We start from the raw sequence: 15,211 nt of genomic DNA on the forward strand, positions 1-15,211 counted from the left end.
ACATCGAGTGATGTTCTAGGAAGAGGCGTGGACACCACCCGGGTTACGAGCACGGCCTTCGACGGGACGCCTCATGCCCCGGCGGCGGCGCGGCGCTTCGTACGGGATGTTCTCGCCGAATGGCACCTCAGCCACATCGAAGCGGACGCGGTGCTGCTGACCAGCGAACTCGTCACCAACGCCGTCGTCCACGCGGGCACGGCGATCGAGCTGACCTGCCGTCTCGACGAGGCGGCCACCCCGCCGCGGCTGGAGATCGAGGTGGACGACCACCACCCCTCGCGCACGGTCCTGTCCTCCGGCGCCCTGGCCACCTCCGGCCGAGGGCTGGCGCTGGCCGGGATGCTGGCCGACGCGTGGGGCGTCACCTACTCCCGCTCGGCCAAACGCGTGTGGGTGCGCCTCGACCTCATGGACGATGACGGCGCCCGGGAGACGGGCGGGCCGCCGGCCGCCGCCCCCGCGATCGCCGCGGCGCCCGTGGAGTCGCTGCACGTGGCGGTGATCGTGGCCGACGCCCACGGCCGCGTGCTGCTGTGGAACCCGGAGGCCGAGGCGCTGCTCGGCCGGTCGGCTGACGAGGCGGTCGGGATGACGCTGGCCGAGCTGGTCGCCTGGCGCGGCCACGGCCGCTACGCGCTGACGCTGGACGACATGCTGGGCCTGGGCCGCTGGCGCGGGGCGTCGTGGATGCGGCACCGCGACGGGCGCCTGGTTCCGGTGTACGTCTCCCATCTGCGCACCGGCGGGCGGGCGGGTGATCGCCGGGTGGTGTGGATGGTGGTGGCCGAGGACCACCGCTACGTCCTCGCGCCGCCGCCCACGCCGCTCAGGCGCGAGGCGGGCGAGCAGATCATGGAGGTGCTCGGGCACACCCGTCCGCTGGCGGAGCGCCTGCAGGCCACGGCCCAGGTGATCCAGGCCTCGTCCGGGGCGGACGCCGCGTACGTGCTGGTCAGGAGCGAGCACGACGACAGCTTCGCGGTGGCGGGCGGCGCGGGCACGACCGCGGGGCTGGTGGGGGCGCTGGGCGCGGGGGTGTTCTCGCGGACGGGCGCGAGCCCGAGCATGGTGGACGATCTGCTGAGCACGGACGCGGAGCTGGCGCGACGGTTGCACGCCAGGTCGCTGGCGTGCGCCCCCCTGCGTACGGCCGGCGAGATCCACGGCTATCTCGTGGTGACCTCGACCGAGCCGGGCCGCTTCGACAGCGCGCTGGCCGCCGGGCTCCAGCACGTCGCCGACCAGGTCGCGCTGCACGTGGAGCGGGAACGGCTGGCCGAGCGCGAGCGCGCGCACCGGGGCCGGCTGTCGTTCCTCGCAGAGGCGGGCGAACTGCTCGCCGGTGTGCACGACGAGGAGCTGATCGCGGCGCTGGCGGCCCAGCTCGTGGTGCCCAAGCTCGCCCAGTGGGCGGCGGTGTATCTGACCGATCTGTCGGGCGCGACCCGCCTGGCGCATGTGTGGCACTGCGAGGAGCGGCACAACGCCGAGCTGCGCCGCGTGCTGCCGGCCAGACCGCAGCCGGAGCTGGGCGCGACCGACTGGCCGCCGGGGGCGGCGACGGTGCTGTCGTTCCCGCTGCTGACCGGCGACAGGTCGCTCGGGGCGCTGGTGCTGGGCCGGGCCGAGCCGATGCTCTCCCACGAGCTGGCCGACCTGCTGGCCGACCTGTGCCGGCTGGTGGCGCTCAACCTGCACACCGCCATGCTCTACGCCCGCCAGGAGACCACCTCGCGGGTGCTGCAGCGCAGCCTCCTGCCGGTGACCACCTCCTCGATGCCGGGCCTGGAGTCGGCGGTGGTCTACGAGCCGGCCGAGGAGGGCGCGGACGTGGGCGGCGACTTCTACGACCTGTTCGCGGTCGGCGACCGGTGGTGTTTCGCGCTGGGCGACGTCTGCGGCAGCGGGCCGGAGGCGGCCGCGGTGACCGGTCTGGCCCGCCACGCCGTACGCCTGCTGGCCAAGGAGCGCTATCCGGTCGCGGCGATCCTCGACCGGCTCAACGCGACGTTGATCGACGAGGCGGAGGAGGGCCGGTTCCTGAGCCTGCTGTGCGGGGAGCTGACGCCGCTGCCGCAGGGCGGCGCGCGCTGCGCGATCGCCTCGGCCGGGCATCCGCCGCCGCTGGTGCTGCGCGCGAGCGGCGTGGTGGAGACGGTGGCCGAGCCGCAGTTGCTGCTGGGCATCGAGGGTTCGGCGGAGTTCTTCGACCAGAGCTTCGAGCTGGCTCCGGGCGACGTGCTGCTGTGCGTGACCGACGGGGTGACCGAGCGGCGCGAGGGCAAGCGACTGCTGGACGACGACGACGGGCTGGCCCGGTTGCTGGCCACGTGCGCGGGGCTGAGCGCGCACGCGGTCGCCGAGCGGGTACGGCACGCCGTCGACACCTTCGCCGCCGAGCCGTCCAGGGACGACGTGGCGATGCTGGTGCTGAAGGCGGTCAGGCCGTGAAGCGGTAGGTGGTGCTCGACTTGAGGCGTTCGCCGGGCCGCAGCACGGTCGAGGGGAAGTGCGGCTGGTTGGGCGAGTCGGGGAAGTGCTGCGTCTCCAGGCAGAACCCGGAGAACGGCCCGTACGGCGTGGCCGTGGGGTCGAGCATGCCGCCGGCGTAGAACTGCACGCCCGGTTCGGTGGTGGCGACCTCCATGGCGAGCCCGGAGACGGGTTCGGTGACCCGGATGCCGCCGTCGAGGACGAAGCAGTGGTCGTAGGCGGCGCCGTACCTCTGCCCGATGGCCGTCGGGGTGGTGAAGTCGAACGGGGTGTCGCGCACGGACGCGAGCTCGCCCGTGGGGATCTTGCCGTCGTCGACGGGCAGGTAGCGTCCGGCGTCCATGCGCAGGACGTGGCCGCGGACGTCGCCGCCGCCGGCGAGGTTGAAGTAGGTGTGGTTGGTGAGGTTGACGACGGTGGGGGCGTCGGCGACGGCGGTGTAGTCGAGGCGGAGCGCGTCGCCGTCGAGGGTGTAGGTGATGGTGGCGGTGAGTTCGCCGGGGTAGCCCTGGTCGCCGTCGGGGCTGGTGAGGCTGAGGGTGACGGACTTCGGTGAGGATCGCGCGACGGTCCAGTCGTGTTTGTCGAAGCCCTTGACGCCACCGTGCAGGCTGTTGGCGCCGTTGTTGACGGGCAGGGTGTGCTCGACGCCGTCGAGGACGAAGCGGCCGCCGGCGATGCGGTTGGCGTAGCGGCCGACGACGGCCCCGAAGTAGCGGCTGCGGGTGAGATAGTCGGCGGGGTCGTCCAGGCCGAGCACGACGTTGACGCCGCCGACCTCCAGTGACTGCAGCACGGCGCCGTAGGGCAGCACGCGGGCGCGCAGCGCGCCGGACTCCAGCTCGATCATCTGGGGGCCTCCCCGGTGGATTCGCGGACGATGAGCGCGGTCGGCAGCTTGACGGGCCCGGTCTCCGCGCCCAGGAGCAGGTCGACGGCGGCGCGCCCGGCGGCGTCTGTGGGCATGGCCACGGTGGTGAGCTTGGGCCGGTTGAGGCGGCCCGGCAGGATGTCGTCGACGCCGACCACGCTCACGTCGGCGGGCACGCGCACGCCGAGGTCGGCCAGGCCCTCGATGAGGCCGAGCGCGACCAGGTCGTTGTAGCAGAGCACGCCGGTGGCGCCGGAGTCGGCGACGGCGCGGGCGGCGGCGATGCCGCCCTGCTCGGTGGGCTGGTTGGGCCCGATGACCGGCACGCCTTCGGCGGCGGCGCGCATCTCCTCGCTGGTCCACGAGCCGGCCGGGCCCCTGACGTAGGCCAGGCGGCGGTGGCCGAGGCCACGCAGGTGCTCCAGGGCGAGCGCGGCGCCCTGGGCGACGTCCATGAGCACCCAGGGCAGGCCTTCGACCTGGCGGTTGACGACGACGAACGGCACGTCTTCTGCCAGCCGGACGATCTGGTCGTTGGCCAGGCGGGGGCTGCACAGGATGACGCCGTCGACCTGCTTGGCGAGGGTGCGGAGCAGTTCTTCCTCGGCTCTGGGGTCCTCGTCGGTGTCGGCGACGAACACGTGGTAGTCGTGGCTCCTGGCGTGGCTCTGGGCGGCCTTGATCAGCGGCGGGAAGAACGGGTTGGCGATGTCGGCGACGATCAGGCCGAGGTTCATGGTGCGGCCGGTGGTGAGGGCCCGCGCGGCCCGGTTGGGCCGGTAGCCGAGCTGGTCGGCGGCGGCCAGGACGCGGTCGCGGGTGGCCGGGTTGACCAGGTGCGGGGCGGAGAAGCTGCGGGAGACCGTCGAGACGTGCACTCCGGTGGCGCGGGCCACGTCTCTGATCGTCACCGCCATGGCGTTCCCCCCTGCAAACGGTTGCCCACAAACCTTGACGGTTGCGGTTGCGGCCGTCAAGGTCAATGCAACCGTTTGCTTTAAGGAGAGACGATGACGCGTACGCTCGTGACCGGGAGCGCGGGCAGACTCGGCCGCAGCGTGGTGAGCGCCCTCGCCGCCGCGGGGCACGAGGTGATCGGCATCGACCGGGCGCCGGGCACGCCGGCGGAGGCCGCGGCCACGCTGCCGGCCGACCTGACGGACCTGGGCGAGGCGTTCGAGGTCATGACCCGGTTCCGGCCCGACGCGGTGGTGCACCTGGCGGCGATCGCGGTGCCGTTCAGCAGGAGTGACGCGGTCACCTTCAAGGTCAACAGCCAGCTCGCGTTCAACGTCTGCGAGAGCGCCGTCCGCTGCGGCGTCGAGCGCGTCGCCGTCGCCAGCAGCCCCACCGTGATCGGGTACGGCACGCCCGGCTGGACCCCGTCGTACCTGCCGATCGACGAGGAGCATCCGCTGGCCCCGTGGAACGCCTACGGCGTGTCCAAGCAGGTGGCCGAGGAGGTCGTCAGAAGCTTCGCGCGCACGGCACAGACCCGGCTGGCCGTCTTCCGCCCCTGCTACGTCGTGGCGCCCGAGGAATGGGAAGGCGCGCCCACGCAGCAGGGACACACCATGGCCGAGCGCCTCGACCGGCCCGAGCTGGCCGGGGTCTCCCTGTTCAACTACATCGACGCGCGCGACGCGGCCGACTTCGTGATCACCCTGCTGCGACGGCTGCCGGACATCCCCAACGGTGAGGTCTTCTTCGCCGGCGCCGCCGACGCGCTCACCCGCGAGCCGCTGTCGGAGGTGCTGCCCAAGGTGGTGCCGAGCACGGCCGGACTGGCCGACACGGTGGGCGCGACGGTCTTCTCCTGCGACAAGGCCGAGCGGATGCTCGGGTGGCGGGCCGCGCGCAGCTGGCGGACGGAGCTGGCCTCGTGATCACCGACGTCCTGGTCTCGCCGCGCACCGTCCCGCTGCGCCGTCCGTGGGGCGCCGACGTGCCCTCCAACCACCTGCTCAAGGTCGAGGTACGGCTGGCCGACGGCCGCACCGGCACCGGGTTCTCGTGGACGCCGCAGATCGGGGCGCGAGCCGTACAGGCGCTGCTGGAGGACGAGGTGCGTGCCTTCGTCGTCGGCCGCGAGCCCAACCCCGGCGTGCTGTGGGACCTGCTGTGGCGGCACCTGCGCGAGGCCGGCGGTGGCGGGCTGACCACGATCGCGATGGCCGGGGTCGACCTCGCGCTGTGGGACCTGCGCTGCGCCGGCGCGAGCCTGGCCGACGCGCTGGGCCGGCGGCGCGCGTCGGTACCCGTCTACGGCAGCGGCGTCAACATCCACTACAGCCTGGACGAGCTCGTCGCGCAGGCCGGGCGATGGAAGGCGGCCGGGTACCCGGCGGTCAAGGTCAAGGTGGGGCTGCCCTCGCTGGCCGAGGACGTGCGGCGGGTGGCGGCGGTGCGGGAGGTCGTCGGGCCGGACGTGCTGCTCATGGTCGACGCCAACCAGCGCTGGGACCTGCCGTCCGCGCGGCGGGCGATCGCGGCGCTGGTCGAGTTCGGGTTGTACTGGGTGGAGGAGCCGCTGCCGGCCGACGACATCGGGGCGCAGGCCCGGCTGCGCGAGTCGGTGCCGGTGCCGATCGCGGTGGGCGAGAGCGCGTACACCGTTTACGACTTCCGCGACCTGCTGGTGGCCGGGGCCTGCGACATCGTGCAGCCGAACGTGGTGCGGGTGGGCGGGCTGACGCCGCTGCTGCGGATCGCGGAGCTGGCCCGGACCTTTGATGTCCCGACTTTTCCGCATCTGCTGCCGGAGGTGTCAGGGCAGGTGGCCATGGCGTTGCCGCTGCCGTGCATGGTCGAGGAGGTGGAGGACGCCTCGTTCGCGGCGCTGGGGGTGCTGGCGGAGCCGTACCCGGTGAAGATCGTGGACGGGGAGCTGAGCACGGCCGGGAACCCGGGGCTCGGCCTGATCTGGCGCTGAGCTCACCAGGCTTCGCCCAGGGGTTTGATGCTGAACATGCCGCCCGCCCGGTCGTGGAGCGGTTCGGTGAGGTCGGGCTCGCCCTGGGCGGCGAGGATGGGGGCGGCGTAGGTCTCGGAGTCGTCGTGGGAGACGTAGCCGATGGCCTGGGCCTCCTCCAGTGACCACCAGCGGCGGGCGTTGTCGGAGACGCCCCACACCACGTGGTAGCCGGGCGCGGTCAGCGCGGCCTCGACCAGGCGGGTCAGGTCGTCCGGGGAGATCCAGGTGGCCAGGCCGCGGGTGTCGCCGGAGGCGTCGTTGCAGGTGCCGAGCCTGATCACGGTGACGTTCATGCCGAAGCGGTCGTGGTAGAGGCTGCCGAGGGCCTCCATGACGACCTTGCTGACGCCGTAGAAGGTGTCGGGGCGGGGGAAAGCGTAGTCGGGCAGGTCCTCGCCGGTGACGGGGCGGGTGTGGAATCCGGCGGCGTGGTGGCTGCCGACCAGGACCACGTGCTCCACGCCTTCCTTTCTTGCCGCCTCCAGCAGGGCTTGGGTGCCGTTGACGTTGGCCTGGACGATGTCGGCCCACGGGTGCTCGCGGCTCTGGCCGCCCAGGTGCAGGACGGCGTCCACGCCCTTCATGGCCGCGGCCAGCGCGGGCTCGTCGTTGAGGTCGGCCTGCGTGAACTCCTCACCCGGACCCAGCTCGCCGGGCGGCAGCGGGTGCAGGTCGGACAGGCGGACGGTCCTGGACGGGCGGGCGAGGCGGGGCCGGAGGAGGGTGCCGACCTTCCCGGCGGCCCCCGTGACGAGGATGCGCATGAGGACTGTTGTACACAAGTCTGATCGAAATTCACATCCTTGAATATTGACCGTGACACAGGTGCGTCGTTACGTTCACATGAACCAGCTCCACATTTGGAGAACACGTCCACATACGTGAACAGGAGGCGGTCTGATGTCTCGCAACCTGATCGGGGCCGGCGTTGCCATGGCTCTGGCCGTAACAGTGGTGGGTTGTGGATCGTCATCGGGCTCCGGCGAGGGCGCGGACGCCCTCGAGGTCTGGATCCGTCAGGTGCCCAACTCCCCGTCGCACAAGACCGCCCAGAAGTTCGTGGCGGAGTTCGAGAAGGCCAGCGGCGTCAAGACCAAGCTCGTCTCACTGTTCGACGACTTCGAGACGAAGCTCCAGCAGCAGGCCCAGGCCAAGGACCTGCCGGACGTGGTCATCAACGACACCGCCCGGCTGGGCAACATGCAGCACCAGGGCTGGCTGCGCGAGGTCGACAAGGCCAAGCTGGCCGGCCAGGACAAGGTCACCGAACTGGCGTGGAAGGCGGCCGCGGCGGGCGACGGCAAGCATTACGCGGCGCCGTTCTCCGCCCAGTCGTTCGCACTGATCATCCGCAAGGACTGGCGCGAGAAGCTCAAGCTGGAACCTCCCAAGACCTGGGAAGACCTGGCCGCTCTGGCCAAGGCGTTCACCGAGAAGGACCCCGACGGCGACGGCACGGCCAACACCTACGGCTTCGTCGCCCCGGCCGGCACCAAGCGCGGCTACGCGTCCTGGTACGTCTCCTCGCTGATCTACGCCAACGGCGGCGACTTCGTGAAGGCCAACGGCGGCGGCAAGTTCACCTCCAGCGTCAGCGACCCCAAGACGGTCGAGGCGGTCAAGTGGATGCAGGACCAGTTCTGCGTCGCCAAGACCGTCAATCCCGGCGCGGTCAGCAACGACACCACCGTCACCCACACGGTGTTCGAGAAGGGCCAGGGCGGCATCTACCTGGTCGGCCCGTACGTCCTCGCCCGCTTCGTCAAGAGCGTGGGCGATGACAAGATCGAGGTCGTCCAGGTGCCCAAGGGCCCGTCCGGCGGGCCCGGCACCCTCGGCGAGGGCGAGAACGTCTACCTGATGGCCGGCTCCAAGATGGAGCCCGCGCAGCAGAAGTTCGCCGAGTACGCCATCTCCCTCGCCGGCCAGAAGATCGGCATGAACGGCGACAACGAGGGACCGATCGTCCGCCTGCCCGTCAACCAGGAGGTGGACCTGGCCGCCGAGCGCAAGGACCCGCGCTGGAAGGTCTTCGCCGACGCCTACCCGAGCGCCGTCTACACGCCGCCGGTGCCCGACTGGACGCCGTTCCGCCAGAAGGCCGCCGACGCCATCAACGCCGCCTGGGCCGACTGCGGCAAGGACGTCAAGGCGACGCTGGACGAGCTCAACACCACGTTCACCACGGAACTGACGACCCAGAAAGCGTCATGACCACCACGTTGTCGCCCCCGCGCAGGGGGACCGAGCCGCGCCGCCGCCACAAGCGGGTCCGGCGGCGCGGCGCGCTGGTCCCCTGGTTGTTCCTCGCTCCGGCTCTGCTGCTGTTCCTGTACTTCAAGTTCATCCCGATCTTCGTGATGATGAAGGACAGCTTCTTCGAGGTCCGGCCCTTCCTCGGCAACCGCTGGGTCGGGCTGGAGAACTACGAGAACGCCCTCACCGACAGCGCCTTCACCTCGGCCATGTGGCACAGCGCGGTGCTGGCCCTCCTGACCACGGTCGGCTCGATCGTGCTCGGGCTGGTGCTGGCCCTGCTGGTCGAGGGTCCGGCCCGGTATCTATGGTTCGTCAGGACCGCGGCGTTCCTGCCGGTCGTGACCACGATCGCGGCGGTCGCCGAGGTCTGGCGGATCATGTACCACCCGGGCCCCGACGGCCTGCTCAACACTGTGGCCGGCTGGGTGGGCATCGGCCCGCTGTCGTTCCTGTCCAGCGAGGACAGCTCGCTCTGGTCGATCATGGTGATGATGATCTGGCGCGGCGCGCCGTACGACATGATGATCTTCGTCGCGGGGCTGGTCGGCGTGGACCGCACGCTCTACGAGGCGGCGGCCGTGGACGGCGCGACCGTGTGGCAGCGGTTCTGGCGGGTGACGCTGCCCGCGCTGCGGCCGGTCTTCTGGATCCTGTTCACGCTGGCGGCCATCCGCGGGCTGCGCGTCTTCGTCGAGGTCTACGTGCTGACGAACGGCGGGCCGAACGGCTCGTCCGAGGTGCTCATGACGCTGATCTACAAGGAAGGTCTGCAGAACAACCGCTTCGGGCTCGCCTCGGCCGCCTCCGTCGTGCTGTTCCTGGCGACGTTGCTGCTGACGGTGATCGTCCAGGTGCTGCGCAGGAGGCAGGCGCGATGAGGTTCGACAGCACACTCGGCCTGGAGAGCAAGCGCGGGCCGCTCGCGGTCACGCTCAAGACCATCCTGTACGCCGCCATCGTCATCGTCTTCCTCGGGCCACTCGTCGGCCTGCTGATCAACGCCTTCGGCGCGGTGCCCGACCCGACCCGTTTCTCCCTGCCCGACAGCTTCTCCCTGGACAACTTCATCCAGGCGGGCAACCGCAAGGTCTTCCTCTACCTGCTGAACTCTTTCGTGGTCGTCGGGTTCGGGCTGCTGCTGCAGATGATCGTGAGCGTTTTCGCCGCTTATGCGCTGGCCCGCAAGAAGTTCCGCGGGATGACGGTCGTGCTGCTGCTCATGCTGGTCACGATGATGATCCCGGAAGAGGTCATCATCCTGCCGCTGTCGGCGGTGCTCGGCGAACTGCCGCTCATCGGTACCCGCCTCATCGGCACCTACGCCGGGATGATCCTGCCCATCGGCGCCTGGGGCTTCTCCATCCTGGTCATGACCGAGTTCATGAAGGAGGTCCCGGTCGAGCTGGAGGAGGCGGCCAGGATCGACGGCGCGGGCGAGATGCGGACGTTCTTCACGATCATCCTGCCGCTGTGCCGTCCCGCGATCGGCGTGATCGGGGTGTTCGGCTTCACCATGATCTGGGACCAGTACGTGCTGCCGCTGATCGTGGCCACGGACTCCGACCAGTGGACCCTGCCCATCGCCCTGCGCTCGCTGCGTTCCGACGAGGAGGTCGGGATCGGTGTGCTGCTGGCCGCTTCGCTGCTGGCACTGCTTCCGTCGATCATCGCGTTCCTGGCGTTCCAGCGGCAGTTCATGCGCGGTCTGACCAGCGGCGCCATCAAGGGTTAAGTGTCCATGTATATGAACGCCATCCAATATCCTGGACCCTATGGAGTCCTCGATGGTCAAGTCAGCCGAGCGAACGGTTCGCATCCTGGAGACGCTCGCCGCGTCCCCGGACCGCCTCTCCCTGTCGGAACTGCAGACGCAGACCGGCTTCCCCCGCAGCAGCCTGCACGCGCTCATGCGCACCCTGGTCGAGCTGAAGTGGGTGGAGACGGACGGCGCCAAATCGGCCTTCGGCATCGGGCCGCATGCCCTGCTCACGGGGACGGCGTACCTGGACAAGGACCAGGCCCTTCCCTTCGCGCTGGAGACACTGGACAACCTGCGCGACGAGATCGGGCACACCGTGCACTTCGCCCGGCGCGACGGCGCGCACGTGCTCTACCTGGCGACGCGCGAAGGCCGCAGGACACACCGCGTGATACCGCGCGTCGGCCGCCGGCTGCCCGCCCACGTGACCGCGCTCGGCCAGGCGCTGCTCGCCCAGCTGACCTACGACGAGGTCACCGACCTGCTGCCCGACGAACTGGTCGGCTACACGCCGCACACGCTGACCGAGCACGGGAAGCTGGCCAAGGAGCTGGAGCAGGTCCGCACACGTGGATGGGCGCTCGAAAGCGAGCAAGGGACCCCTGGTGTGAAGTGCGTCGCGGTCGCGGTCGACTACCGCATCCCCGCGACCGATGCCATCAGCTGCTCGATGCCCGCCGACCTGGACGACGACAAGCTCGACAAGGTCATTGACGCCGTGATCCGGCACACACGCAAACTGATTGCCACCCTGCGCAGGGAGGGCATTCGCTAGAAAGGACCGTACATGCGTCTTGATGGTGTTCTCTTCTTCCCGGTGACCCCCTTCGGAGCCGACGGCGACGTGGCGGAGACGGTGCTCGCCGAGCACGTCGCGCGCGGGGTCGCGGCCGGGGCGGGAGGAGTGTTCACCGCGTGCGGCACCGGCGAGTTCAACGCGCTGGACCTGGCCGACTACACGCGGGTCGTCAAGACGAGCGTCGCGGCGACGGCGGGCAACGTGCCCGTCTTCTCCGGCGCGGGCGGCGTCTCCGGACGCGCCTACGCGCGGGCCGCCGCCGAGAGCGGCGCCGACGGGCTGCTGCTCTTCCCGCCCTACCTCGTCTCCTCCCCCACCCAGGGTCTTGTCCGGTACGTCAAGGACGTGGCGGCCGAGACCGAACTCCCGCTGATCGTTTACCAGCGTGGCAACGCTCGGTTCACGCCTGAGGCGGTGGCTGAGCTGGCTGAGCTGCCCAACGTGATCGGGTTCAAGGACGGGCTCGGGGACCTTGATCTGCTTCAGCGGATCATCCTTACCGTTCGGCAGGCCAGCGATCGGGAGTTCACGTTCTTCAACGGGATGCCTACTGCTGAGCTGACCGTGCCTGCTTATCGGGGGCTTGGGGTGACTTTGTACTCCAGTGCGGTGTTCGCCTTCGCGCCCGAGATCGCCCTTGCCTTCTACAAGGCTGTGACCGGTGGGGATGAGGAGCTTACCCGGGCTCTGCTCACCCGGTTCTATCTGCCGTTGGTGCGGCTGCGGGATGTTCAGGCTGGGTATGCGGTTTCGCTGGTCAAGGCCGGGGTTCGGCTGCGGGGGCTGGATGTGGGGGGTGTTCGGCTGCCGCTGCTCGATCCTGCGGCTGAGCATGTGGCGAAGCTTGAGCGGATCATCGCGGCTGGGTTGGAACTGGCCGGAGCCTGAGGCTGCTGCGGGCGCTTTGCCGCGTGGCCTCCGCGTTTGACCGGCACTCCTCGCAGCGCTGCCGGCCGCCGCGCACGCGGCGGCCTTTGCGCTGATGACCGGCGTTGCCGGTCGACGCGCTCGCTGTGGTTTGCGCGCCGTTGACCTGCGCCCCCGCGGCGCTGTCGGCGCCGTGCTCGCGGCGGCCTTCGCGCTGTTGGCCCGCGTGATCGCCGCGGCTCCGCGCAGTGACCGATCCGCCCACGGCGGTGTCGGTCGCCACGCTCGCTGCCGATTTCGCGCCGTTGACCTGCGCCCCCGCGGCATTGTCGGCCGCCGCGCACGCGGCGGCCTTGGCGCTGCCGGGTCCGCCTGATCGTGGCGGCTTTTGCGCTGTTGACCGAACGGCTCCCCGCGTGTGGTGGGAGGCGCGCTCGCGGGATCTCTTGAGCGGCGGGCCCTGGGGGCTTTGGGCGGCGCGCTCGCGGGACCTGGCAACCGCGAGCGCGCGGAGCCAGAGGGTTCAGCGGCCGCCGCCGGGCTGAAACAGGCCCGACGGCGGATGGTTCACACGCGCAGGGTTCACACGCGCAGGGTTCACACGCGCAGGGTTCACACGCGCAGGGTTCACACGCGCAGGGTTCACACGCGCAGGGTTCACACGCGCTTGGTTCACACGCGCAGGGTTCACACGCGCAGGGTTCACACGCGCTTGGTTCAGACGCGCTGCCAGAGCGCCGGCACGTTGGGCGGTTCCCAGCCGGCCTGTGACGTGTGGGCCTGCAGGCACCGGTAGCTGGAGCCCCCGTACGTCACCCCTGCCCCGGCTGTGTAACCGACGCCCGGCGCCCAGGTTCCGGTGGGCGGCGGGGTGGTGGGTGGCGGGCTCGTGGGGGGCGGGCTCGTGGGCGGGGTCCCCTGCACACGGAGCACGAAGTCGAACGTCGCCTCCCGGCGCCCACCGACCGTCCGGACGGTCATCAGCAGGGCCGGGTTGAAGATGGTGTCGGTGTTGTTACGCGGTTCGCCGGGGAAGTACAGCTGGGTGGTGAGCACGGGCCGGTTCGGCGCCTGCGCCTTGACGTGGATGTGCCGGGTACGCCCCGGGTAGAGGCCGGGCACGATCGTGGTGAGCTTGAAGGCCCCGTTCGCATCGGTGAACTGGTGGCCCCGGTAGTTGAACCCGACGTTGTCGTAGTTGCCGTTGGTGTCGCACTGCCAGAAGTCCAGCAGGACGTTGGCGAGTGGCTGGCAGGCCAGCCCGAAGACGTATCCGCTGACGGTCAGCCCAGTGCCGGATCCGGGGATGGTGCTGCGCCGGGGCGAGTTGGGCTTGAAGTAAGGGCCTTCCGTCTGCGCCGGCGTCGGGTCGTCGCCGTCGTCGCAGAAGGGCGTGGGGGTGAGCGGCCCGCCTTCGGCCCAAACGGTGCGGGCCAACGCGGGCGCCCCCGCCGCGAGCAGCGGCACCGGTGTGGCGATGAGAGCTGCTTTCAGAAGGGTTTTGCGGGAGATTGCGGGGGTGGTTCCCTCTTCTTCCATGGGGGGTCCTTCTCCTTGTCAGAGTTGGCCCCAAGTTCGCATCGTGGACATGACTGGAGAACCCTTCAGATCTCCATAACGTGGCCCTATGTCAATGTTCAAATCTGAACAACACTGGCGTATGGCAAGACCTGCCAGATAGGAGCGCCCGCATGCCGTACCCCCTTGAACCTACTCCCGAGGACGCGCGCGCGATGGGGATGGCCGCCCTGGAGTTCGTGCAGAGTTATGTGAACGGCCTCGCCGACCGGCCGGCCAGCGACTTCGACGGCGCCGCCGAACTCGCCGCCGAACTGCGCGAACCCGCGCCCGAGGAAGGCCAGCCGTTCGCCAAGCTGCTCGACGTGGTGGCCAGAGGCGCCACGACCGGCGTCACCACGGCCGGACCCGGCTACCTGGCCTACATCCCCGGCGGCGGCCTCTACGCCTCCGTCCTCGCCGACTTCGTGGCCGCCGCCGCCAACAAATACGTCACCGTCTGGAACCTTGCGCCCGGCTTCTCCCAGATCGAGGCGACGGTACTGCGCTGGCTGTGCGACCTGTTCGGCTACCCGGCCTCCGCACGCGGAGTGCTCACCTCGGGCGGCTCGCTCGCCAACTTCTCCGCCATCGTCACCGCACGCACCGCGCTCCTGCCGGAGAACTTCCTGGACGGCGTCATCTACGTCACCGGACAGACCCACGCCTCCTGCGCCAAGTCGGCGATGCTCGCAGGCTTCCCGCGTGCGAACGTCCGGCCCGTCCCCACCCTGAACACCCTCACCATGGACCCGCAAGCACTCGAGAACCTGGTCGAAGAGGACCGCCGCGCGGGCCGCCGGCCGTTCCTGGTGATCGGCAACGCCGGCACGACCAACACCGGCGCGGTAGACCCCCTCGACGCGCTGGGCGCGACAGCACGCCGTCACGACCTGTGGTTCCACGTGGACGGCGCCTACGGCGGCCCCTTCCAGCTCACCGAACGCGGCCGGGCGGCGTTCCGCGGCATCGAGACCGCCGACTCGATCACCCTCGACCCGCACAAAGCCATGTTCCTCCCCTACGGCACCGGCGCCCTCCTGGTCCGCGACGGCGCCCGCCTCCGCAGCGCCCACCACGTAGGCGCCGACTACCTACAAGACCTCAGCGCGGAACAGGACATCCCAAACTTCACCGAATACTCCCCCGAACTGACCCGCCGCTTCCGCGGCCTCGCGCTCTGGCTCCCGATCAAACTGCACGGTCTGGCCGCCTTCCGCGCAGCCCTGGACGAGAAGCTGGACCTGGCGAGGTACGCGTATGAGGAACTGGTCGCGGCAGGCTTCGAGGTGCCATGGGAGCCGCAACTGAGCACGGTCGCCTTCCGCATACCGGGCGAAGACGACCAGCCCAGCCAGGAGCTGCTGCAGCGAGTGAACGCGAGTGGACGAGTATTCCTGTCAAGCACGCTGATAGCCGGACGCTTCTTCCTCCGCCTGTCGATCGTCAGCTTCCGCACCCACCGAGACCGCGTTGAAGAAGCCCTCCAAGCCATAGGCCACCCCCAACACCTATAACCGCCCACCTTCGACTCGCCGCGCACAAGGCGGCACCTCCGGCCATCCGGCCGCCACGCATCAAGCCGCAACCACCCACGAGACCAAGCCACCCAACACTCCAGGCAGCCCG

Annotated in this window: 13 protein-coding genes; 9 read left to right on the forward strand and 4 right to left on the reverse strand. The window is 70.2% G+C overall.

All coding sequences use genetic code 11. The annotated features are described in order from the left end of the window. Positions 1-27: 27 nt before the first annotated feature. Positions 28-2,454 carry a SpoIIE family protein phosphatase gene (locus tag HNR40_RS57410; protein ID WP_184966823.1) on the forward strand — a complete coding sequence of 809 codons (2,427 nt, stop codon included), beginning with the start codon at positions 28-30 and terminating at the stop codon, positions 2,452-2,454. Here HNR40_RS57410 and HNR40_RS29030 read toward each other — a convergent pair. Continuing rightward, positions 2,444-3,346: an aldose epimerase family protein gene (locus HNR40_RS29030; protein ID WP_184966825.1), complete on the reverse strand. Its 903-nt coding sequence runs from the start codon at positions 3,344-3,346 to the stop codon at positions 2,444-2,446. The two genes, HNR40_RS57410 and HNR40_RS29030, sit on opposite strands and share 11 nt — an antisense overlap. Further along, complete coding sequence (locus tag HNR40_RS29035) at positions 3,343-4,284, reverse strand: LacI family DNA-binding transcriptional regulator (protein ID WP_184966827.1); 942 nt, start codon at positions 4,282-4,284, stop codon at positions 3,343-3,345. Before HNR40_RS29035 ends, HNR40_RS29030 begins: the two co-directional genes overlap by 4 nt. A gap of 93 nt (positions 4,285-4,377) precedes the next feature. Here HNR40_RS29035 and HNR40_RS29040 point away from each other — a divergent pair, with 93 nt between their 5' ends. Then, positions 4,378-5,253 carry an NAD-dependent epimerase/dehydratase family protein gene (locus HNR40_RS29040; RefSeq protein ID WP_184966829.1) on the forward strand — a complete coding sequence of 292 codons (876 nt, stop codon included), beginning with the start codon at positions 4,378-4,380 and terminating at the stop codon, positions 5,251-5,253. Beyond that, complete coding sequence (locus HNR40_RS29045; RefSeq protein ID WP_376773526.1) at positions 5,253-6,299, forward strand: mandelate racemase/muconate lactonizing enzyme family protein; 1,047 nt, start codon at positions 5,253-5,255, stop codon at positions 6,297-6,299. The genes HNR40_RS29040 and HNR40_RS29045 overlap by 1 nt, the downstream gene beginning before the upstream one ends. A gap of 2 nt (positions 6,300-6,301) precedes the next feature. On the opposite strand, the gene HNR40_RS29050 is transcribed toward HNR40_RS29045, so the two are convergent. Continuing rightward, a complete protein-coding gene (locus tag HNR40_RS29050) occupies positions 6,302-7,105 on the reverse strand; it encodes an NAD-dependent epimerase/dehydratase family protein (protein WP_184966833.1) in 804 nt (267 codons plus the stop codon). A gap of 136 nt (positions 7,106-7,241) precedes the next feature. Between HNR40_RS29050 and HNR40_RS29055 the strand changes: the two genes are divergently transcribed. Genes HNR40_RS29055 through HNR40_RS29075 form a run of 5 tightly spaced genes read left to right on the forward strand, consistent with a single transcriptional unit; the run spans position 7,242 to position 12,046 of the window. Next, the gene (locus tag HNR40_RS29055) at positions 7,242-8,555 is read left to right on the forward strand and encodes a sugar ABC transporter substrate-binding protein (protein ID WP_184966835.1); all 1,314 of its coding nucleotides are present in this window, start codon (positions 7,242-7,244) and stop codon (positions 8,553-8,555) included. Next, entirely contained in the window at positions 8,552-9,478 is a 927-nt protein-coding gene (locus HNR40_RS29060; protein ID WP_184966837.1) for a carbohydrate ABC transporter permease, read from the forward strand. The genes HNR40_RS29055 and HNR40_RS29060 overlap by 4 nt, the downstream gene beginning before the upstream one ends. After that, positions 9,475-10,332: a carbohydrate ABC transporter permease gene (locus tag HNR40_RS29065; protein ID WP_184966839.1), complete on the forward strand. Its 858-nt coding sequence runs from the start codon at positions 9,475-9,477 to the stop codon at positions 10,330-10,332. The genes HNR40_RS29060 and HNR40_RS29065 overlap by 4 nt, the downstream gene beginning before the upstream one ends. A gap of 40 nt (positions 10,333-10,372) precedes the next feature. Beyond that, positions 10,373-11,134: an IclR family transcriptional regulator gene (locus tag HNR40_RS29070; protein ID WP_184966841.1), complete on the forward strand. Its 762-nt coding sequence runs from the start codon at positions 10,373-10,375 to the stop codon at positions 11,132-11,134. Between the two features lie 12 nt (positions 11,135-11,146). Then, a complete protein-coding gene (locus tag HNR40_RS29075; RefSeq protein WP_184966843.1) occupies positions 11,147-12,046 on the forward strand; it encodes a 5-dehydro-4-deoxyglucarate dehydratase in 900 nt (299 codons plus the stop codon). Between the two features lie 696 nt (positions 12,047-12,742). Here the strand turns inward: HNR40_RS29075 and HNR40_RS29080 are convergent. After that, positions 12,743-13,564 carry a dioxygenase family protein gene (locus tag HNR40_RS29080; RefSeq protein WP_184966845.1) on the reverse strand — a complete coding sequence of 274 codons (822 nt, stop codon included), beginning with the start codon at positions 13,562-13,564 and terminating at the stop codon, positions 12,743-12,745. A 152-nt stretch (positions 13,565-13,716) separates the two neighbouring features. On the opposite strand from HNR40_RS29080, the gene HNR40_RS29085 reads away from it, so the two are divergent. Continuing rightward, on the forward strand, positions 13,717-15,099 hold the full coding sequence (locus HNR40_RS29085) for a pyridoxal phosphate-dependent decarboxylase family protein (RefSeq protein WP_184966847.1): 1,383 nt from the start codon (positions 13,717-13,719) through the stop codon (positions 15,097-15,099). The last annotated feature ends 112 nt before the right edge of the window (positions 15,100-15,211 follow it).

The organism is Nonomuraea endophytica (genome assembly GCF_014203235.1).
Classification (GTDB): Bacteria; Actinomycetota; Actinomycetes; order Streptosporangiales; family Streptosporangiaceae; genus Nonomuraea; species Nonomuraea endophytica.

Excerpts from the sequence above, each read along its gene's own strand:
- HNR40_RS29085 (WP_184966847.1), top strand. The coding sequence starts at position 13,717 with ATGCCGTACCCCCTTGAACCTACTCCCGAGGACGCGCGCGCGATGGGG.
- HNR40_RS29065 (WP_184966839.1), top strand. The coding sequence starts at position 9,475 with ATGAGGTTCGACAGCACACTCGGCCTGGAGAGCAAGCGCGGGCCGCTC.
- HNR40_RS29050 (WP_184966833.1), bottom strand. The coding sequence starts at position 7,105 with ATGCGCATCCTCGTCACGGGGGCCGCCGGGAAGGTCGGCACCCTCCTC.
- HNR40_RS29030 (WP_184966825.1), bottom strand. The coding sequence starts at position 3,346 with ATGATCGAGCTGGAGTCCGGCGCGCTGCGCGCCCGCGTGCTGCCCTAC.
- HNR40_RS29060 (WP_184966837.1), top strand. The coding sequence starts at position 8,552 with ATGACCACCACGTTGTCGCCCCCGCGCAGGGGGACCGAGCCGCGCCGC.
- HNR40_RS29055 (WP_184966835.1), top strand. The coding sequence starts at position 7,242 with ATGTCTCGCAACCTGATCGGGGCCGGCGTTGCCATGGCTCTGGCCGTA.
- HNR40_RS29040 (WP_184966829.1), top strand. The coding sequence starts at position 4,378 with ATGACGCGTACGCTCGTGACCGGGAGCGCGGGCAGACTCGGCCGCAGC.
- HNR40_RS29075 (WP_184966843.1), top strand. The coding sequence starts at position 11,147 with ATGCGTCTTGATGGTGTTCTCTTCTTCCCGGTGACCCCCTTCGGAGCC.
- HNR40_RS29070 (WP_184966841.1), top strand. The coding sequence starts at position 10,373 with ATGGAGTCCTCGATGGTCAAGTCAGCCGAGCGAACGGTTCGCATCCTG.
- HNR40_RS29080 (WP_184966845.1), bottom strand. The coding sequence starts at position 13,564 with ATGGAAGAAGAGGGAACCACCCCCGCAATCTCCCGCAAAACCCTTCTG.
- HNR40_RS29035 (WP_184966827.1), bottom strand. The coding sequence starts at position 4,284 with ATGGCGGTGACGATCAGAGACGTGGCCCGCGCCACCGGAGTGCACGTC.